This window comes from Spirosoma aerolatum (genome assembly GCF_002056795.1).
Lineage (GTDB): Bacteria > Bacteroidota > Bacteroidia > Cytophagales > Spirosomataceae > Spirosoma > Spirosoma aerolatum.
Genome location: NZ_CP020104.1, coordinates 3851999 through 3873957 on the forward strand (window position 1 = coordinate 3851999; position 21959 = coordinate 3873957).

Sequence of the window (21959 nt, forward strand, 5' to 3'; positions counted from 1 at the left end):
CTGCTCCTTTTAAAAAGTCTGGATTAGCTTTTTTTAGACTATCCAGAAAGTTCCTGTCTCTGTCAACAAGCTGTTTCCTGTCACGTTTAATCAGATTCGGTGTCTCACTTCCGGGTGTATTACTAAACCGAAAGCTAATGAACATGCCAACAGTCAAAACACCACTCATTAAGGTTAAATACAAGTTCTTATTCATCGGAGTTTTTTTATTCCTTGCAATTTAGCTATATAATGTAGCATATTTTTGCTTATATGTACCTACTAATTAGTCAGTTTTAGAAGGTAGTCTTATTTCGCATGCTTTGGGCAATTATTCTTTTGTTTCTGGAATTTTTCGTAACAACCGACCGATTACATTCACCTTTTGGCCATCCGCAAATTCAACTAGCATTGTGCCAGTTGAACCGCGTGTACACTTTTCATTCGGTTGCAGCACTGCCGTACAGAGTTGACCTTTTAGGGGCGGGTCTGTTAGACGGTCGCCGAGGTAGATATAGTATCTCATTTTTAAAGGGGCTGGGTACTAGCGAAACTATTCTTTTACCACAAGTAGCGTAGTGGTCAGCAAACGTGTGGAAATAGGCGAAGTGAGAAATAAGATACCCCAGCTCGGCATTTCGAAGTCTGCCTATTAATTTAGCGTATATTACTAATTCTTTGTTGACTTGCCTTCCGTAATTTAACCATCAATTGAACATTTCTTTCTGGAAACATCATCCCCTTGCTGACCAATCGGGTCGTCAGCTAGCTGAGAAAACCATTGATTTTCAGCACAAATTCAACCTTAACATCGTTAAATTAACCCCTGCTGGAACATGGCTAGCCGTCTGCTACGGTCTGCAAGATGCCTGGCGGGGCGATGGGCTTGGTCGCCGGGAAATAATGCGGCCCTTAATCAATCACCCTGACGATTGGCAGACACTGGTCGACTTTCGACGGGGTATCCCTCGTATGCTGAACGAGCAATTACTGGCGGCACAGCTCACCCGGTCCGCCTGTTCAGACAGTCCTGTCTATGCAACCGTTTTTAGTCCCATTTCACAGGCAATACAACTCGCCGGTATAGACCAGGTTCTGGATCATTGGCAGCATTACCCGGTTCAACTGATGGCCGGCCTGAGGCAGTTAACCAAGAATTTATGCTTTGTACTAGAAGAATTCAATAAACTGGCTATACAGGGAGTTTATTATGTGGTTCAGCATGCCCGTACCGGTGGGTTGCCGGTGGCCCGACACAGGCAGTTAAGTGAGTTCAGTGACAGGCTTTGTCTGGAAAGTGCTGCCCAGTTATTCGCCGACGTAATTGTTCATCTGCACGGTCAGAATAGTTACTTCCCGATCGACCCCTGCCCATCAGCTCTTCGTCTTCATTATACGGCCCGCCTGGATGGGATACCTGTCAGTTTGAAGAATCTCCCACCCCATCAGTCTCTTTTGCCCGGCCTTCCTACCGATGTACTTATCCGTTGCCAGACTCTGGACATGGCCTGGCAGGCGCTGGCGTGCTATTATCCTCTGGAAGAAACGGCAAACTTACCTCACCTAATGGGCGAGTGCGTTCTGCCCCTGAATTTTTCAGCCACCCAAATCGAGTTATGGAAACAAGTCGCCAAACTACCCCGCTGATACCACCCTTAGATTATAAGGGGCCGGACAATCTTCCGTTTAAAGCACTTCCGACCACCAGTTCGGAAGTCACTATATCCCGGCTTTTTGCGGATCAGGTAGCCTGTCAGCCTGACCGGGTGGCGATTGTGGATGGGGCCTTGAGTTGTACGTATGCGCAGTTGATGGTCAAGACCCGACAGATTGCTCAAGCCCTCAGAGCCTGTAAGCTGTCACCCGGGGCACCAGTTGGTCTGTGGATGGAAAAATCAGTTAATGCAATTGCCGCGTTGCTGGCTGTGTTAGCGGAGGGACATCCCTACGTGCCATTTGACCTGGCAATGCCTGCTCAACGCAATGCGTCCATTCTGAGCCATGCAGGTGTTCAATGGCTAATTGGTTATCAATCCGATCTACAAAAGGCTCCCCTTTCCCTAAACCAACTTGTTATAGAAGATATCGAAATCAGTGACCCCGATCTCCCTTTTGACTGTATTGGTGGCCCCGATCATCTGGCTTATATACTCTATACGTCAGGCACCACTGGACGCCCTAAAGGCGTTTACCAGAATCAGCGGGGCGTTTTACACGACGTAGCGCAGTATGTTAATTCCATTCATCTGGGTCCTCTCGATCGTCACACATTGTTGTATTCGTTATCAGTCATCGGCTCCGTCAGGGATGTTCTGGGAACGTTACTGACCGGCGGCAGTATGCATCTATACCACCCGACTAAACAGGGGCTGGCGGGCATCACTGATTTTCTACTGACGCAGCAGATTACCGTATTTCACTCGCTGCCGTTGTTATTTCGTGGCTTTTTGAGCGTGGCGAGGAAGGCTTACTTTCCCGCTATTCGATTAGTTTATCTAGCGGGTGATCGTATATATCGGGCAGATGTGGAACGCTATCGGGCCAGTTTTCGGGCAACAGCCCGGCTCTATGTGGGTATTGGCTCCACCGAGAACACGACCCTTTACCGGCAGTGGTTTTTGGATCATCAGACCGAGCTGGACAACGAACTGATTCCTGTTGGATATGCCGTGCCGGACCGACTGATGCAACTTCAGGATTCTGATGGACATGAGGTGGAAGTTGGCGAAATTGGCGAAATTGTGGTTACCAGCGCCTACGTGGCCTTAGGCTATTGGAACGATGATGAATTGACCAAAAAGGCATTTCGCCCATCGGGATCTCAGCGTACGTTCCGTACAGGGGATTTAGGACGCATCCGGCCTGATGGACTACTGGAGTTTATCGGACGCCGGGATCGACAATTAAAATTGTCGGGTTACCGGGTCGAACCCGCCGAAATTGAAGCGGTCCTACTTAGAGCACCCGGGGTAAGCAGTGCTGCCATCTTACTAAGAGAGCCTGTAGCCCATTCTTGTCTGGTCGCCTATGTTACCCTTCAGGAAGGTAGTCATCTAGCCAGTGTACGCCAGTTTGCCCTAGATCAGTTGCCAGCGCACATGGTACCAATCGCGTGGGAAATTATTGAGACACTGCCAGTACTTTCTAATTTCAAAATCGATTATGAAGCGCTGGCCCGGTTGGATGCAATTCGCTATGAGCAACAACAGACCAAGCAACCCCACCCTCAGGGAGCATCGACGGAGCAAGTGCTTCGAAAGATCTGGTGCCGATATGCATCTGCGTATTCTTTTGACGAAGACTTGAGCTGGCGTAACGGTGGCGGTTCCTCCTTTAATTCGCTGCTGTTGCTGATCGATCTGGAAGAGCAATTTGGTTGTGCATTGCCCATCGACTGGTTCCATAACCAGATGCGCCCTAGTCAACTACACATCCAGTTACAGCAGCGATTGACGCTGTCTCAGACAGGTCAAAAAGAATCGTCTGTTTACTTTGTCGTGTTTAGGCCACTATACGGTATGCGCGAAGGAACTTACCAATTTATTCAGCAGCTACGAACGATTGGTACTGTGCAAATTATTCATTATCCGGACTTTGCCCAACAATCACGGGGTACATTTTCGGCCCAATCATTTATCGGCCAGATCAAAGCCCAGTTTGATCATTTACCGGCTCAGGCTCATCTGGTGGGCATTTGTAGCGGCTGCATCGTAGCTCATGAAATAGCTCATTGGCTGGCTGGTATAAATCGACCAATGGGTCAACTTATTTATATCGATCATCCACCCGCAGGTGCCGAGATGAGCTGGTGGCCCCAACTAGTCGATACCTGGCAAAACAGGTCAATACATGCCCTTCCCCTGCGGCTGCTTCGGACGCTTTCGCGACCCCTTTACCAACGTTTAATTGTAATGTATACAGCCCGTAAGCCCCAGATGTATGCCGAAGCGTTTGTCCATCTGATGACCCGGACAACTCGTCCGTCCTCTCTGTGTCAGCCTATTATACTGGTTCAATGTGCAGATATGGCCAGCAAGTATGGGAATCGGTTAGGTTGGGATCGATATGTGTCGGGCATGCACCTTATCCAGCTACCCTATTTGCACATACAAATGTTCAGGGTATCTAACAACTTAACCAGCTTGGTAGCCCAGCTGAATGACTTGTTAAGCCCTGATAGCAAATCGGTTAGTTACTAAAAAATTAGCCGGTTGTAAATTTGGAATGGATACAAAGTGACTATAAATCATCCCTGGGTTGCCCATGTTGCTCAAGGGCTGGCCTGTTTTATTCCCCTTTTTAGACCTGTTTAAATCGGATGTTTGAGAAACAGCTTTACCCCTTCCCTGCTAACTATTTATTTTTTCGCTACGATTTTCATAAGGAGTTTAACGTCGCCCAAAATTGCATCACCAGACCGATAAAAGTACTTCTCTGACCCAGAGTCGATACCCCAAGCTGTTCGATCAATGATCAGTGTGCCATTCATCTCGACAGTTCCGTCCATTCCGTCCTTAAAATTCATTTTGACTGGAAAAGTAACGGCCTTCGTGATACCTTCAATAGTCAGGTTCCCTGTAACTTTTATATTTCCATCCGTTGTAACTTTTATACTTCCATCTGTCGGAACTTTTGTATTTCCATCATTCCCTGTTTCAACCTTCGTAATTGTGAATGTAGAAACAGGGAATTTTTTGACATCAAAAAATGGAGGTAATTTATTGCGTAAAGGCTGATCATCAAATTTTTCAATTGTATTCATGTCAACTTCAACTGCACCGCCCACCAGATGACGGTTGTCGATCAACAAGTGTCCTTTTACTATATCGACATCCCCTGTACTGGTACCATCACCCAGAAACGTAGTACCTTCCCATCCACCAAGTAGCCTAGAACCTTTCCAGACTATAACACTTTGCTTCGTATCGATGCTATATTTTTTCTGTCCCTCTTTATTATAAAAGTCTGTGATGGTCTTTCCATCGTAGCGATACACGCCGGTCGCATCGCCAAACCAAATACTGCCATCGTTCGCTTCCAAAAGACCCAGAAAAGTCCTTCCTGACCTAATTTCGGTTATAGTAGGATTATTACTATATAAGGACGTAGCATCATACCGGGACAGTGCCTGAACCGTCCAATTAGCAGGATTTACTGGGCCAGTAGTCCAGATGTTCCCTTTTTTATCCTGGATTATAGCATAAGCCCCTCGCTCCGATACCTTAGTAAAGCTACTGCCGTCATAGCGATAGAGGCCACCGGTCCTGCCTACTTTAAAGCCATTATAACCGCTGAGCCAAATAGTCCCTTTTCGATCTTCCATTATAGCCCAAACGTCGAGAAAGGGTTCGCCTTTATGGGTTAACGTGGTAAATTTTTTCCCGTCATACACAAAGGCGTCGCCCCTTGTGCCCACCCACAATTTCCCTGCTCTATCTTCAATGATTGTATGAATATCATTATTCCAATTTCTGTCCTTAAAAAAAAGCGGGGCGTTCGGAGAGGTAAAATTTCGAAATGATCTCCCATCGTAACGGCTTACTCCACCTGCAGTGCCGAACCAAATAATACCGACTCTATCTTCATAAACAGACGTAACTCGATTATTAGCAAGCCCCTCCGTGGTAGTAAAATGTTGTATGGATTTCCCGTTGTCATAATAAACCCCTGAATCAGTGGTAGTGAACCAACTATTTCCTCGTCGATCTTCCAGGGCATCCCAGAATATGTGCTGACCTAGTTTGCTTGTAAGATTAGTAAACGATTTTTCCCCGGCCCTGGAAGGGTCATATCGAAAAACATCACCAAATGATGAGTTGTTGGGGCCAGCAATCAAAATGGTGCCATTTCTGCCTTTTTTTATATTACGTACCATTATGTTAGGCCCTATATCTTTAATTTCGGACTTTATGTTGTCTTTTGGTACGTTTGTTTTTTGCCCACAGGAAGTGCAAAAAACAAACGTCAGGAACAGAGCATATACGCGGGAGTAGTTCATCCTTTTTATTTTTTGATACCAACGAATTTCAACCGCTGCGCTGGGCCGCCATTGCGGTGGGCCGCAAACCTACCCGGCTTTTTGTTAAGTGCGTTGGTGAGCTAGTAAAAGAATGTTAACGAAACGTAAAAGTTGCTTTCTTAGACTGCTATGGATTTTGCCTCCAAGCACATGGGCATTGTGAATGAATACATACAATGCTCTCGCAATAACACGCCCACCTGAGAATCATACACTATCCATCGAGTATTCGCTTGAGCTATACCGACCTTTCAATACGGCCCTTTATCATAACATTTAATTATCGTCCATAACTATAAGTTGGGGTATTTCTGAACTTTATACACCCTTATTAGTTTTATCTTTACAACAGAATTAAGCGCCGGAGGGACCCGGCGTTTCCTTTTAAGATATTAGTTGATTAATCCTATAGACAATATACTTTATGTCTATCTTATTCTCCGACAATGTAAGTACCGTCGCCCGGCGCGACATTCTGGATCTCCAGCAGAAGATCAGCTCATTCCAGCAGGGTGATATAGCGGATGAAGCGTTTCGCAAATTCCGACTGACCCGCGGGGTGTATGGGCAACGGCAGCCGGGGGTTCAAATGATCCGGATCAAACTACCTCACGGTCGCATAACGGCCGATCAGTTGGTTCGGATTGCCGATCTGTCGGATAAATACGCAACGGGAAATCTCCACGCGACCACCCGACAGGATATTCAACTCCATTTTGTCAAACTGGCCGACTCACCTCAGCTCTGGGCCGATCTGGAAGATGCAGGCATCACACTGAAGGAAGCCTGTGGCAATACTGTTCGGAATGTAACCGGCTCAGCCAGAGCGGGTGTCGACCCTGAAGAGCCATTCGATATTACGCCTTACGCCTATACTATTTTCGATTATTTTCTGCGGAATCCGATCTGTCAGGATATGGGTCGAAAATTCAAGATTTCGGTCTCTTCAAGCGAAAAGGATTCGGCCTATGGATACATGCACGATGTGGGCCTGATTGCCCGTATCCAGGATGGAAAACGGGGCTTTAAGGTCATGCTGGGTGGAGGGCTGGGGGCTCAGCCTTTCCCGGCTCAAACGGCTTTTGAGTTTCTGGAAGAAGATCGGATAATCCCGTTCATCGAAGGTGTGATTCGGGTATTCGATCGCTATGGAGAGCGGCAGAAACGCCACAAAGCGCGGATGAAATATCTCCTGAACGACATTGGACTGGACGAATTACTTCGTCGCATCGAGGACGAAACCCCGGCTCTCCGGGTTAAATCCTTTGCTGTGGATGCCCATGCTGGCAATGCGCTGTTTGCTCCTGAGCCCGCCCCTCGATTAGATGCCCCCGTCCCGAGCACAATACCCAATAACGCCCAATTTGAGCGTTGGCTGAAAACGAATGTATTCGAGCAAAAGCAGACTGGCTGGTATGCGGTTCAACTACGGGTTTTGCTGGGCGATATGCATTCAGATACAGCCCGGTCACTGGCAACTATCGTTAAAACTTACGCTGCCGACGATATCCGGGTTACAGTCAACCAGGGCTATCTGCTTCGGTTCATTAAGCCGGAAGACTTACCGGCGGTCTTTGAGGCCTTGAACAGCCTCGGTCTGGCTGAGCCCGGTTTTGACACAACGGCCGACATTACTACCTGCCCCGGTACGGATACCTGTAACCTGGCCATTTCCAGTAGTTATGGGATTACCCGAGCCCTGGAAACGATGATGACCGAAGAATTTCCTGAGCTGATCTATAACAACGACATCAAAATTAAGATTTCGGGTTGTATGAATGGCTGTGGGCAACACTCGGTAGCCAATATTGGGTATCACGGTTCATCGCTGAAAAATGGCGCCTACGTGTTACCCGCTTTGCAGGTGTTGCTGGGCGGTGGTTTTAACGGGAAAGGAGAAGGTCTGATTGCTGACAAGGTGCTCAAAATTCCGGCCAAACGTGGTCCGCACTCGTTACGGGCATTGCTACAGGATTATGAAGCCAACGCCTTTGAGGGAGAATATTACAGCGATTATTATGCCCGGCAAGGCAAAAATTATTTTTACCAGCTCTTAAAACCCCTGGCCGATCTGAAAACGCTGGTGGATAGTGATTACATCGACTGGGATCATACCGAACAATACGTTACAGAAGTAGGAATTGGCGAATGTGCCAGTGTCCTGATCGATCTGGTAGCGACTACGTTGACCGAAGCATCTGAAAAATTAGGCTGGGCGCGGGAGGCTCTGACCGAAAGTCGCTGGGCCGATGCACTTTATCATGGGTACAACGTATTCATTACCGGGGCAAAAGCCGCGCTGATGAGCCGTGATGTTCCCACCAATACCCAGCACGGTATTGTCAGTGATTTCGATAAAACGTTTTTGGGAGAATCCGATTTCCATCAGGAGGAAGGTGAATTCAAAACGCTGGTGTTCAGCATCAACAAACAGGAGCCTTCCGAATCTTTTGCTAATCGATTTATTGCCCAGGCTGAAGCGTTTCTGCAAGCCATACAGTCCTACCGCGAAACTCAGATCGAACTCGAAGGCGCTCCTGAATTGCAGGAGTTAACCCAGGCACAGGATAGCTAATTATCAATGATCGAATGATTGAATGATAGACTAATGGTTTCGCAAATTAGTCTACCATTCAATCATTCGATCATTCAACAAGTCAATCATTGACATGAAATTAACACTCGTGGGGGCCGGTCCGGGCGACCCGGATTTGATAACGGTGAAAGGAATTAAGGCGTTGCGTCAGGCCGATGTGGTCATGTACGACGCGCTCGTTCACCCGGATTTGCTGGATTATTGCCGACCCGACGCGCTTAAGGTGTATGTGGGCAAACGCCGGGGTGCCTACTCCTGCATGCAGGAAGATATTAACCCGCTGATTGTCCATTATGCCCGGCAGTATGGGCATGTGGTACGGCTTAAAGGGGGCGACTCGTTTGTATTTGGGCGGGGCTATGAAGAAATCGAGTACGCCCGACAGCATGGTATTGACACTGAGGCTATACCTGGTCTTTCCAGTAGCTACGCCGTGCCGGCCTCAGCCGGTGTCCCGTTGACAACACGGGGGCTTTCTGAAAGCTTCTGGGTCGTTACGGGTACAACGAAAGATGGGCAATTTTCAGCCGATCTGCGATTGGCCGCCCAGTCAACGGCTACGGTAGTGGTATTAATGGGGATGCACAAATTGGCCCAGATCATGGCCGTTTTTGCCGACTGTGGTCAATCCGATACGCCTGTGGCGATTATTCAGAATGGCACCCTCCCCGAACAGCAGGTGGTGATTGGACGCGTATCGGATATTGTTCAGAAGACCGAAGAATCGGGGGTTGGTAATCCTGCCATTATCGTGGTAGGCGAAGTAGCCAAACTGGCCATTTCGGACCTGTTGGCTCTTTCCCAGACATCCGACCAGGATAATCCGTAATGACGATCCTATACGGCCCCCTTTCTGATTCAGAAGGATAACGTACAGCTTTTAAAAAATACATACGACAGCCAGCGTTTTGTCAGCTAAATCCGACAATCGCGGGCTGTCGTATGTATTTTTGTAACCCCAAAATCGTACAACATTGATCGATGGCTCAGCGTCGGCTAGCTATCGACCTGTAATTAATTCATCATGCAACCAATTGACCGACTAAAAGCAGTAATCGAGCCCTTCCGGCAGGAAATCATCAACCATAAGGTCTATTCGGCCATTAAAACCATCGACGATCTGACCGTTTTCATGCAGTACCACGTCTATGCGGTTTGGGACTTCATGTCATTACTCAAAACATTACAGAATAATCTGACCTGTACCTCGGTACCCTGGTTTCCAAGGGGTTCAGCCGATACGCGTTACCTCATCAATGAAATCGTAGCGGGCGAAGAGTCGGACATTGATCTGCTGGGTGAGCGGAAAAGCCATTTCGAAATGTATCTGGATGCCATGCAGCAAGCTGGTGCAGACAGTAGCCAGATAATGCGCTTTCTATCGACCTTACAGGAAAACGGTTCACTCGAAAAAGCTCTTCTTAACTCAGAAACACCAACGGCCGCCAGTGATTTCGTCCGCTATACGTTTGATGTTATCCATAGCCAGAAACCGCATCTGCAATCAGCGGTGTTTACATTTGGTCGGGAAGATCTGATTCCGGGTATGTTTCTATCGATGATTCAGGATTTGAATACCAATTTCCCCGGCAATATTTCACAGTTTACCTATTACCTCGAACGGCATATTGAAGTGGATGGAGACCACCATAGCCACCTGGCCCTACAAATGACCGCGAATTTATGTGGAGATAATCAAACCTTCTGGCAAGAGGCCGAACAGGCGACCATTGCTTCACTCCAGCAACGCATTCGCCTTTGGGATGGGGTGTACGAAACCCTGCTGACGAATCAATCAGTTGCTCAACCCGTTCCTGCTGATCTGGGTTAATCCATCGTTCAGGCAACTATGTTCTAGTAGACGCACGGTTGACGAGTTATTTACTCAAACGTGCGTCTTTTAGTTTGTGGCAGGTAATACAAACAGAGCAGATGTCCAGGAAAGTTCGCGGCCTGTCATGCGTTCTTTCTCGTAGTAATCGACCAGTCGCATATCGTACCCTCGAAGTAGCTGGAGAATAGCCAGAGGATCGGACTGCCCTTCATAGATGGGTGCAAAATTCAGTTCCAGCAAGATGGCGCCGATTCGTTTCCGAATTAGTAAATTGGTTGCTCCACGCAAAACAGGGAGTTCAAATCCCTGCGTATCAATCTTTAACAGGTCTATTCTGTCAATTCCCTGAGCAGCACAGAAGCCGTCGAGCGTATCGACTTTAACCGACTCTATGGAGGCAACCTGTTCACCAAAGAAAATATTTTCGGTTTTATCCGGGTTAACGGCCAGAAATGAACTGAGTTCCGACTGTTCATAATTCCGAAACTCTGCCGTTCCGGGCTGTTCACCAAAGGCAATCTGATGCAGCGATACCCTTGGCCCATAAGATTGACTGGCTAATCCGTTGAAGGTAGCTGAAGCCGGTTCAAAGGCATGAATCACCGGATTGGTCAGGCACTGTTGCAAGAGCTGAATGGTCTGGCCCTGATTGGCTCCCACATCAAAACAAAGTGGATTCGGTTGACCAATAAGGTGACGCAAATCATCTTCCAGTTTCAGACCATTAACCTGATCCGGGTATTTACGGGCCAGAAACACCCCAAACGACGAAAAGACGGCCTTTACCGCCGTTGCCACTTTACCCATCTTCCTGCAATTTAGTTGGAAAGTCCGGTTCTAGAAAAACACAGAATCACAGAGATAGGCTGATCGTTAGTTATTCTGCATGCACTGTGATTCCGTATTTACTTTATAAAATTAAGTTGCTGATTTCCTCTACGGGCACTTTATGCTGTTCGCCCGTCACCATGTTTCTCAGCGTAAGGAGCCCTGTCTGCACTTCTTCTGAGCCAATCAATACCACGTAGGGAATCGATTTGGCATTGGCATAATCAAGCATCTTTTTGATTTTCGCCAGATCAGGATACACTTCAGCGGCTATATCCGAATTCCTTAACTGACTCAGCAAAGGCAACGCCACGCGCCGGGCCTCGGCATCGAATGGCACAATGAGTACGCGTGTACCCTGCCCGGCACTAGCCGGAAACAGATTCAGCTCCTCCATGACATCATAGATTCGGTCGACCCCGAAGGAGATACCGACCCCCGACAAACCAGGCATACCAAAAGCCCCCGTCAGGTTATCATAGCGTCCACCCCCACTCACACTACCGATACTCACCCCATTGGCCTTCACTTCAAAAATAGCTCCGGTATAATAGGACAGGCCACGAGCTAATGTGGGATCCAGCTCTATCTGACTGTTTAGTAAGCCATAAGCATCCACTAACTGAAGTGTTTCTTCAAGTTCAGCAATACCTTTCCGGGCAGTTTCCGAAACGGCTAGCCAATTACTCAAACGCTCAAGAATCTGTCGAATGTCTAGTTCCGTAAAAGTGAATAGCGGTAACAGGTTGGTAATCGTGTCTTCTGAAAATCCGCGCTCACGCAGTTCATCCAGCACTTTCTCCTGCCCAATCTTATCCAGCTTGTCAATAGCTACCGATAAGGTCCCCTCCTGTCCCGGTACGCCAATGGCTTCGGCAATACCTGCCAGAATCTTTCGGTTGTTGATTTTCAGGGTAAACTGCTGAATACCCAGATTTCGGAATACTTCGTGGATCATCAGCACGATTTCAGCCTCACAAATCAGCGAGTCGGTCCCGACAACATCTGCATCGCACTGATAAAACTCCCGGTAGCGCCCCTTCTGAGGTCGGTCGGCTCGCCAGACGGGTTGCATCTGGTATCGTTTAAAGGGCAGGGCCAGCGCATTCCGATTCATGACCACGTACCGGGCAAACGGCACGGTAAGATCATAGCGCAGTCCTTTTTCAGCGATTTTAGGGGTTAATTTTTTATACCCTGAAGAAATATCCAGTTCTGTGAGATTAGCCGCAAAATCACCCGAGTTCAGAATTTTAAACAACAGTTGGTCGCCTTCGTCGCCGTATTTTCCGGTCAGGGTGGAGAGATTCTCCATAGCCGGGGTTTCGAGGGGTAAAAAGCCGAATCGTTTGAAGGTTTGCCGGATGGTATCAAATATAAACAGCCGTTTGCTCATTTGCTCCGGGCCAAAATCACGCGTTCCTTTGGGTAATGTCGGTTTTTGCATCCGGCAAAAGTACAGAATTATATGGTTTGCCGTAACCTGGAATCGCTACAGAAATGCACCCAGGGCTGCGAGCCATAACTCATTAAACAAATGATCAACAGGAGGGCTAATCGATGCTGCATACTGTAGAAATACAATACCAAAGATAGCGGATGAGTCGACGAGCATCTGAACAATAAGTATTTCCTACAAAATATTCTCCAAATAATACTCAGCCATGTTAATTTTATTTTAACCTTTATTAAATCCTTTTTAATTGAGTCCCCATTTTCCAAAACTTACAAAACATTAGCACCACTTTATTCATTATGCAGCATTTTTATCCTTCTTCTCCCCCTCTCGTTCACAAATGGGCCTGCCTGCTTATGCTGGCGATCGGTTCTGTTGCTATGGCTGGCCCTGGTAGGATTGCGACTGGCAATCCTACAACGCAAAACCCCTCAGCCGACATTACGGTTAGTGGACGTATTACAGATGCCACAACCAACGAAGCACTGGCAGGTTGCAGTGTCGTTGTGAAAGGAACCACCCGTGGAACAACCGCTGATGCGAATGGTAATTACCAGATAGCGGTACCAAACGGCAACTCAGTCCTGGTTTTCGGTTTTATCGGCTTTGTTTCTCAGGAGATTCCAGTTGGTAATCAGACAACCATTAATGTGTCGTTGAAAGCATCGGCCTCTGAACTGGCTCAGGTCGTAGTCATCGGTTACGGTAGTGCTTCTAAAAAAGACATGACCGGCTCCGTAAAGTCGATCAAAAGCGCCGAATTCAATAAAGGGATCATCAACTCACCCGAACAATTGTTACAGGGTAAAGTGGCTGGGGTCAATGTTACCTCAGCCAGTGGTGAACCGGGCGGGCAGCAAAACATTACGATTCGAGGCCCTGGTGGTGTTCGGACGGGTAGTACGCCACTCTTCGTGCTGGATGGTATTGCCCTCGACAATTCCAGTACGGGTGGAGCCACCAATCCGTTAAACTTTCTGAATCCGCAGGATATCGAGTCAATTGATGTGCTGAAAGATGCCTCCGCAACGGCTATTTACGGAGCGCGGGGCGCCAACGGGGTGGTACTGATCACGACCAAAAAAGGCAAGGCCGGTTTTTCGAACTTTACCTTGTCGAGCAGCCTGGGTATTTCCAACCTGACTCGTCCGCTGGCCGTTTTCTCACCTGACGAATACCGGCGGCAGGTTCCGGCTGTGGGTGGTGTACTTGAAGATTTTAAAGGCAATACCGACTGGCAGAAAGAGGTAACCCGAACCGCCCAAACCTGGAACCACAACCTCTCGTTTGGCGGGGGAACCGATAAGTTGACCTATTATGGCTCACTGGGCGTTCAGAATCAGGAAGGTATCGTTAAAAACAGCCGGATGAGCCGCTATACGGGCCGCATCAACGTGTCGCAAAAACTGCTCGAAGACCGGCTGAATTTGGACGTAAACCTGACGGCATCTTATACCTATAACCAACGCCCTCCTACAGATAACCCCACGAGTAGTGCTGTCACCATTTTAGGAGCAGCCATATCGGCCAACCCAACCCTGCCCGCCTACGATAGCAACGGTGACCCCTACAAATACCTGAGCGGGACAAATCCGTTGATTACGCTGAATCTGGAAAAAGACCAAACGACCATCAATCGGGTTGTGGGAAATATTTCGCCCTCGTTCAAGATTACGAAAGATCTGGTCTATAAGCTGAATCTGGGAGTTGACAACTCCAATTCAATGCGCGATTTACAGTCCTTACCCAGTCTGGTTCCACAACAGGATGGCCGTTTGGAAACCATTTACCGAATCAATCGCAACATTCTGGTCGAGAACTACTTTACCTACACGCTGGCCCGGCAGGATCATAACCTGACGGCGCTGCTGGGGCATTCATATCAGAAAATTTACGTGCAGGAGCGTTCATCGAGCATCAACAAATTCCCCATCTCCCCTATTGAACCAATCTATAATCCAGGTTTAGGCCAGGACCTGACCCTTGCCAACAACAAACCGACGGGTTTTGCGATTGAAAACGAGCTTCAATCCTTTTTTGGCCGGGTCAATTATCACTATAAAGATAAGTACCTGGCAACGGCAACGGTACGGGCCGATGGGTCATCGAAATTTGGAGCCAACAACAAATACGGTATCTTCCCTTCGTTCTCACTGGGCTGGCGGCTATCGGAAGAATCCTTCCTGAAAGCGGGGCCGTTCAGTGATCTTAAATTACGCGCAGGCTGGGGCCGCACCGGTAATCAGGAAATCCCATCCAAGATCACCCAGGCGCTATTTACCTCGCAGGTGTCGGCTTCTACCAGCTACCCACTGGCGGCTACAGGCGCTTACCCGGCCGGTACATCATACACCCGTCTGGCAAACCCCGACATTCAATGGGAAGTATCGAACCAAACCGATTTGGGACTTGATTTTGGTCTGTTTAAGGGAGCTTTGACCGGATCGGTCGATTACTTCCGGAAAGTCTCCAACAACATCCTGCTGGAAGTAATCCCTTCCGACCCGGTTCAACCAGCCGGAACGTTCTGGACCAATGTACCCGATATGACCATTACCAACCAGGGGCTTGAACTGGACCTGAACTATCGATATGCCAGCCTGAACGGTTTTCGGTTCGATATTGGCGGGAATATCACCTTCATTGACAATATTGTGAACAATTCGCCTTATACCGTTATTCCGTCAGGATCAGCGTCGGGCTCCGGGCTTACCTCGGCCACGATCAACGGCTACATCAATGGACAGCCAATCGGTACGTTTTTCCTGAAAAACTTCATTGGTCTGGACGATAAGGGGATCAGTAAATTTCAGGATGCGGATGGCGACGGCATCATTACGGATAAAGACCGGATTGCGGCCGGAAGCGCACTGCCAACGAAACAGTTTAACCTGAACAGCAACATAGCTTATAAAGGGTTCGATCTGGCTATCAATTTCAACGGGGTATCGGGCAATAATCTCTATGACAATACCGCTAATGCCAATTTCTACAAACTTCGGTTGTCGAAAGGGCTGAATACCACGGCTGAGGCCATTCAATACCCCAATGAGTCGATCAATAACTCGGCCCCGGTATCGACCCGCTATCTGAAAAACGGCTCGTTCTTCCGGTTGAACAACCTGACGCTGGGGTATAATCTTGATCCGAAACTCATCGGCATGAAACGCTGGATCTCGGGCATCCGGCTGTCGGCAACGGGGCAAAACCTGTTTGTCATTACGAAATACGACGGATACGACCCCGAAGTGAACACCGATCGTACCATCAACGGTATTCTGTCGTATGGCATCGACTACCTCAGTTACCCCAAAGCCAGAACCTTTGTATTCGGCCTGAATCTTACTTTTTAATTCCGATTATCCAATGAAAAAGAAACTCATATCCATGCTGGCCCTGGCTGGTGTGCTCTTTATAAATGGTTGTACTAATCTGGCCGAAAAAGTGTTGGACGAAGCATCGGTTTCGGGACTGACCGACCGGCAGGCAGCCGATGGTATCCTGGCCCCTGTTTATGCCCGTCTGCCAGACATCTTCCTGCATACCAACTACTTCGCCATTCAGGAGATTTCGACGGATGAAGCGATACTCCCCTACCGTGGTGGGACCGACTGGGGTGATAATGGTATCTATCTGGCCATGCACCAGCACACGTACACCAGCACCGACCCCAACCTTCGGAATACCTGGACACTCATTTTACAGGGACTGTCGCGGGCCATTACTGCCATCAACACACTGCCCACACTGAAAGACCCCGTAACAAAAACCTATCTGGCCGAAGCAAGGGGGATGCGGGCGTATTATGGATTGCTGACCCTGGACCTGTTCGGACTCGTGTTTGTGAAGGATGACCTGGGGGCTACCTCGACTATTCTGCGTGGAGCCGAAGCGGTCGAATACCTGAAAAACGAGTTTCTGGCCGTAGAGCCTGATCTGGAAACGGGAGTTGGCCCTGGCCGTCTGACGAAAGGGGCCGTCTGGGGGCTACTGGCTCGGCTGTATCTGAATGCAGGCGTGTATCGGGATATTTACGGCGCTCAGGTTACGTTTAAGCCCGAAGATATGGACAAAGTGGTTGAATACTGCGACAAGATTATCAACTCGGGTCAGTATCAACTATCGAAGGATTACTTTTCCATTTTCAACTCCGACAATCATGACAACAAGGAGTTGATTTTTGCCGTTGACCAGCGGGCCGATCTGAATGGCACGAATCGGATGGCCTATTTCTCGCTGTCGGGCGATCAGTTTCCAATACCTGCCTATCCAAATGCCAACGGAACCGATGGGCCCGCTATCACCCCCGATTACTACCGTACCTGGGTAAATGCCTACGCACCCAAAGACCCAACGGCGGACCCCCGGTTTTACAAGCAGAACCTATCGATTTATTCCAACCCAGCCGATTCCTGCGTAGCAGAAGCGGATTTCAACATCAATCGGGGTATTCTTCGGGGCCAGCAGTACGGCCTGATTCGTCGGAATGGGGTATTTCTGAAATGCCCGGATGGCAAATTCAAGGTAGCTAAACTGTACCATGATACCCGCAACAAACCAACGCTGGCCGTTGATTTCACCGAACAGATTGATTTCACGGTGGCTGGCAGTAACTACAATACTGGCTATCGGGTAGAAAAATATGAATTCAGTAAGAAATCGGTGAGTGGGCGTAATTTCGGAGAGGCTGACATTATCATTCTTCGGCTGGCCGATATTTACCTGATGCGGGCCGAGGCCAAACTTCGCAAGAGCAACGATGCTGCCAGTGCCTTAGCCGATGTCAATACGGTACGGGCCGCCCGAACGGTGACGGCTCCCCCACCTGCTCTGACCACCATGAACCTGGATTTGTTATACCGGGAACGCGGATTTGAGCTGTACTGGGAAATGGTTCGACGGACTGATATGATCCGGTTTGGCAAGTACGAGGGCACCTGGACAGAAAAAACAAATAGCGACAAGTTTAAACGGATTTTCCCGATTCCGCAGACAGCGATTGATGGCGCTTCTAACCTACCCGGCTATTTAGTTCAGAATCAGAGCTATTAACCCGTATATAGAATCCTTTTTGCAGTCGACCAGATCATTGATCTGGTCGACTGCTTTTAACCCTACCGATCAACTACGAACGGTGATTTCAGGGATACCACTAATAGCACAGGCTGTTCTGGAAAATGAGCTCCAATAGGAACCGAATACTTTTTGTGTTTTTGAGAGGGTATATAACTCCACAACGGCCCGTTGCATTCCCTGGACTGTCGTTCGGTTTACAGGTTCACAATTCGTTTTAATTCGTTCGCCAAACCTATTCATCAAGTGAACCTTAACAGCTGTGTCATCCGACGCTACATAAAAATTGGTTAAGGGTTCCCGCTGTATTTCCTGCTGCATGACGTCGATAAATAAGGCTAACGAACTCTGTGTCCGAGCTTTCTCATTATCGGTTCTTCGTATATGAACGCCCACCGTGTAAGTGTTAAACGATTTCGATTCGTTGGCTATTTGCTCCCTAATAAGGGCGGTAGGTTTAAAGGAGTTATACGTAGTTTGAGCCTGAAAAAAGCTAACGCAGCTACTTATATAACTCGTTTTGTATTGCTTTAGCTGTAAAAAATCGTAGTTCTCTGAAGACAACTGATAGACTCTGGACGTATGAAAAAAAGGGCCGCCCCCAATCGTTCGCACTAGATCGGGTATAAATAGATTCCTCTTTCGACCAGGCCGAAAAAAAATAGGTACTCGACTACACTCAACCAGTTTTACGCCCTTTATGGGTTCAAATAAGGCCCAAAATGGACTATTCAGGTGCTCATTCCTAACCCAGTAAAGTTCAAGTTCCTGCTGTATAGCAGTTGCTAATTCGATGGCCGAACTCATGGCGCGCATCCGATTACATAATCCGAACATTGGATAAAACTTGATCACGACACCAGTTGTTTATGTTCAGCTTATCAAACGATACGATGATTGCCCACTCGAAGAGCTATTTTTGACCTGAATAATCTGGGCCGCAATACTTACCGCAATTTCTTCAGGAGTCTGGCTGTGAATCGGAATACCAATCGGTGTGTGAATCTGGCTAAGTACCTCGTCAGAAATGCCTTCAGCCCGATAGGCAGCAACTAACGTATCCATCTTCGTCTGGCTGCCCAACACCCCCACATAGCGAAATGCCCTGTTCAGCAACGCCCGGATCGCCAGGTCATCGGTACGGTAACCAACCGTCATGATCACCACATATTGGTTATTGCCCGGAGGAATCAGGTTGGTCAGATCACGATAATTGCTAATGGTGATTTTCTCATGAGCAACCTCATTCAATTGTATAGTATGCAGGTCAGGACGGTCGTCGTATAGGCGGATATAAAAGTCCATTTGACTCATCAACCGGGACAATGCCAGTGCACAATGTCCCCCTCCGATAATGAACAACTCATTTTTGTAGCCTAGTCGCTCCTGATATACCCATTCGTCAGCCAATTGACGGGTAAATTCGAAATCGAATCCGGGAACTACTTTATCCGTAAATGCAATGCCTGTTGGGGACAAACTCAGTAATCCATTGGCATGTTCATCAAGACAGGTAACAATAGCCTGAACAACAGGTTCATCGTCGGGCTGAAGTTGATACAATAGAATCGTTTGTTCCCCGGAGCAGATCAAACCACTCTGGTTCTGAGCGGCTTTCTTATCATGAAATTGTGTTCGGATGGATAGCTCAGACGTTTGTGTCTGTAGCTTTTCTTTAGCAAGTTCCACAAACTTATGCTCCATAATACCTCCACCAATCGAACCTTCCATAGCACCCGATGCCGTCACCGCCATGGCGAACCCCTGTCGACCGGGGCTACTTCCACGACTTTCCAGTACGTAGAGCAACATAACCGGCTCCCGTTGCTGAATGCACTTATGGATGCGTTGCCAGACGATTAACGACTTCGGTTTGTTCATGGACAGAGGGCATCGAACCCAGCGTAGTGCTTGTTTGATATAAAGCCATCAGAAGTTTTTCGGGCGTCATGGGCGCATCGAATGGCATGTCGGCTTTTGGATTAAATGCCCGGATGGCATTCCGAAGGGCAAAATAAGCACCGATACCGTACATTAAGGGTGGCTCTCCGACCGCTTTCGACCGAAATATAGCCAGGTTATCCTGCTCAGTGTTTAGCGGCTCAATGGCTATTTCTTTGGGTACCGAATAGATGTCGGGCACTTTATAGGTCGATAACGCATTGGAACGTAACCGACCGGCTTTATCATACACGACTTCTTCCATAGTCATCCAGCCAAGCCCCTGCACAATCCCCCCTTCAATCTGCCCCTGATCAATAAGTGGGTTCATGCTGACACCAAAATCGTGGACTACTTTAACTGATTCCATCTCATAGGTTCCACGCAGGCAATCAACTGTCACTTCGATTATAGCGGTGCCATACACATGATAGGCAAACGGATGTCCTTTTTCCTGGCTGGCGTCGTAATGAATCTCGGGGGTGGCATAGTGTGCATGTTCGGACAGGCTGACCCGTTTGGTAAACGCTTCCATCACCAGTCGGTTCCAGTCCCAGTCAGTACGCTCACCGTTTACGTAGACCCATTCATCCTTCAGGGAAATCGCTTCGGGGGTTGTTTGTAATTCCCCCGCAGCCACCACCTTTAGCCGCTGTGCAATGTCGGTACAGGCTAGTTGTACGGCTTTACCATTCAGGTCAGCGGTTGCACTGGCGGCAGAGGGCGATGTATTGGCAATTCGGTAGGTGCTCGTCGTCTGCAATTTCACCCGCTCGGGTCGAACAGACAGCGTTTGGGAAGCCACCTGGAGCATTTTTGTATTCACTCCCTGCCCCATTTCAACGGCACCCGTACTAACGCCCACGCTACCATCGGTATAGACATGCACCAACGCCCGTGCCTGGTTCATCCGGGTGTTCGTAAACGAGATTCCGAAGCAAATTGGCATCAACGCGAAGGCCTTCTTAGTCAATAGGTTAACACTGTTAAATGAATCAATTCTGGAACGGATCGATTCCAGGCTGTATAACTCAATCGCTTTGTGCCAGCAGGCCCGCGCTTCGCTTACGGCTTTCTGTCCATAGGCAAATTCATCGCCGGTTTTATTGAGGTTTTTAGCCTGTATGACCGATGCCTCGACCCCTAATGCCTCGGCAGCTCTGGCAATAGCGGCTTCGATAACGAACATGCCTTGCGGCCCTCCAAACCCCCGGAACGCCGTGTTCGGTGGAAGATGCGTTCGGCAACTGTAGGCTGTAGCGGTTACATTCGGAATAAAATAGGTGTTGGTGCAATGAAACAAGGTTCGCTCGAGAACTGCCGGTGACAGGTCGGCAGCCGCCCCGGCATTCTGATAAAACGTGGCCTCATAGGCTATAATCGTCAAATCGTCGTTCAGACCGATTTTAAAGTCCGATGAATACGGATGCCGTTTGCCGGTCATGGCCATATCCTCCATCCGATGCAGGGAATATTTAACGGGTTTTCGGAGCACATGAGCCGCCAGGGTACACAGAGCCGCCCACATATTGGCCTGATCTTCTTTACCACCAAATCCACCACCCAGCCGCGTCACGTCGACATCGATCTGATGCATGGCCAGGCCCGACGACCGTGATACAGCCCGTTGTACTGCCGTTGGCCCCTGGGTCGATGAGTAAAGTTTTATGCCGTTGTTTTCCTGTGGAATAGCATATGCGCCCTGGGTTTCGATGTACAAATGCTCCTGGCCATTGGTTTCGGTACGTCCCTCAAAAATGTGCGTACACTGTGCCCAGGCGGCTGCGGTATCGCCCAGCTTGTGCGTTCGGGGCCTGACAATCAGCTCTCCTTTCGCCTGCGCTTCGCGAGGGTCGGTAATAATAGGTAGGGGATCAATAGCTACCGTTATTTTTTTAACGGCCTCCCGGGCGACAGCATCACTTTCGGCCACGACAAACACAATCGGCATCCCGCAGTAATGCACGTGCTGTTCGGCCAGTAAAGGTTCATCGGGAATGATACCCCCAATCTGGTTTTCGCCGGTTACATCTGTATAGGTAAACAATTTAACCACACCGGGCATGGCTTCAGCAACAGACAAGTCCAGATTTCGGATAACTCCATGCGCCACTGGTGAGCCAAAGGCAGCACCAAACAATGTTCCCTGAATCAGCGGAATATCGTCCAGATACACCGATTCTCCCCGCACATGCGTTCTGGAATCTATATTTTTCATCGACTTATCCTGATT

The 21959-nt window shown here is 48.5% G+C and carries 12 protein-coding genes; 7 read left to right on the plus strand and 5 right to left on the minus strand.

Annotated elements, in window-relative coordinates; all coding sequences use genetic code 11:
* Positions 1–690: 690 nt before the first annotated feature.
* Complete coding sequence (locus tag B5M13_RS15485; RefSeq protein WP_080056537.1) at positions 691–1626, plus strand: uroporphyrinogen decarboxylase/cobalamine-independent methonine synthase family protein; 936 nt, start codon at positions 691–693, stop codon at positions 1624–1626.
* Positions 1596–4178 carry an amino acid adenylation domain-containing protein gene (locus tag B5M13_RS15490; protein ID WP_080056538.1) on the plus strand — a complete coding sequence of 861 codons (2583 nt, stop codon included), beginning with the start codon at positions 1596–1598 and terminating at the stop codon, positions 4176–4178. Before B5M13_RS15485 ends, B5M13_RS15490 begins: the two co-directional genes overlap by 31 nt.
* A gap of 158 nt (positions 4179–4336) precedes the next feature.
* On the opposite strand, the gene B5M13_RS15495 is transcribed toward B5M13_RS15490, so the two are convergent.
* Positions 4337–5977, minus strand: a complete 1641-nt coding sequence (locus B5M13_RS15495; RefSeq protein ID WP_080056539.1) for a YceI family protein — start codon at positions 5975–5977, stop codon at positions 4337–4339.
* Between the two features lie 445 nt (positions 5978–6422).
* Here B5M13_RS15495 and B5M13_RS15500 point away from each other — a divergent pair, with 445 nt between their 5' ends.
* The 3 genes from B5M13_RS15500 to B5M13_RS15510 all read left to right on the plus strand — a co-directional run bounded on the left by B5M13_RS15500 (position 6423) and on the right by B5M13_RS15510 (position 10425).
* Positions 6423–8573 carry a nitrite/sulfite reductase gene (locus B5M13_RS15500; RefSeq protein WP_080056540.1) on the plus strand — a complete coding sequence of 717 codons (2151 nt, stop codon included), beginning with the start codon at positions 6423–6425 and terminating at the stop codon, positions 8571–8573.
* A 94-nt stretch (positions 8574–8667) separates the two neighbouring features.
* The gene (cobA, locus tag B5M13_RS15505; RefSeq protein WP_080056541.1) at positions 8668–9423 is read left to right on the plus strand and encodes a uroporphyrinogen-III C-methyltransferase; all 756 of its coding nucleotides are present in this window, start codon (positions 8668–8670) and stop codon (positions 9421–9423) included.
* Positions 9424–9618: 195 nt separating this feature from the next.
* Positions 9619–10425, plus strand: coding sequence for a DUF3050 domain-containing protein (locus tag B5M13_RS15510; protein WP_080056542.1), 807 nt, complete (start codon positions 9619–9621; stop codon positions 10423–10425).
* A 69-nt stretch (positions 10426–10494) separates the two neighbouring features.
* Here B5M13_RS15510 and B5M13_RS15515 read toward each other — a convergent pair whose 3' ends face one another.
* Positions 10495–11235, minus strand: a complete 741-nt coding sequence (locus B5M13_RS15515; RefSeq protein ID WP_080056543.1) for an FkbM family methyltransferase — start codon at positions 11233–11235, stop codon at positions 10495–10497.
* A gap of 103 nt (positions 11236–11338) precedes the next feature.
* On the minus strand, positions 11339–12703 hold the full coding sequence (hisS, locus tag B5M13_RS15520) for a histidine--tRNA ligase (RefSeq protein ID WP_080056544.1): 1365 nt from the start codon (positions 12701–12703) through the stop codon (positions 11339–11341).
* Positions 12704–13092: 389 nt separating this feature from the next.
* Between hisS and B5M13_RS15525 the strand changes: the two genes are divergently transcribed.
* The gene (locus B5M13_RS15525) at positions 13093–16065 is read left to right on the plus strand and encodes a SusC/RagA family TonB-linked outer membrane protein (RefSeq protein ID WP_245860071.1); all 2973 of its coding nucleotides are present in this window, start codon (positions 13093–13095) and stop codon (positions 16063–16065) included.
* 13 nt (positions 16066–16078) lie between these two features.
* Positions 16079–17764 carry a RagB/SusD family nutrient uptake outer membrane protein gene (locus B5M13_RS15530; protein ID WP_080056546.1) on the plus strand — a complete coding sequence of 562 codons (1686 nt, stop codon included), beginning with the start codon at positions 16079–16081 and terminating at the stop codon, positions 17762–17764.
* A gap of 894 nt (positions 17765–18658) precedes the next feature.
* Here B5M13_RS15530 and B5M13_RS15540 read toward each other — a convergent pair.
* Together B5M13_RS15540 and B5M13_RS15545 are read right to left on the minus strand one after the other, a co-directional pair.
* Positions 18659–19666 carry an XdhC family protein gene (locus B5M13_RS15540; RefSeq protein ID WP_080056548.1) on the minus strand — a complete coding sequence of 336 codons (1008 nt, stop codon included), beginning with the start codon at positions 19664–19666 and terminating at the stop codon, positions 18659–18661.
* A complete protein-coding gene (locus B5M13_RS15545; protein ID WP_080056549.1) occupies positions 19623–21944 on the minus strand; it encodes a xanthine dehydrogenase molybdopterin binding subunit in 2322 nt (773 codons plus the stop codon). Before B5M13_RS15545 ends, B5M13_RS15540 begins: the two co-directional genes overlap by 44 nt.
* Positions 21945–21959: the final 15 nt, after the last annotated feature.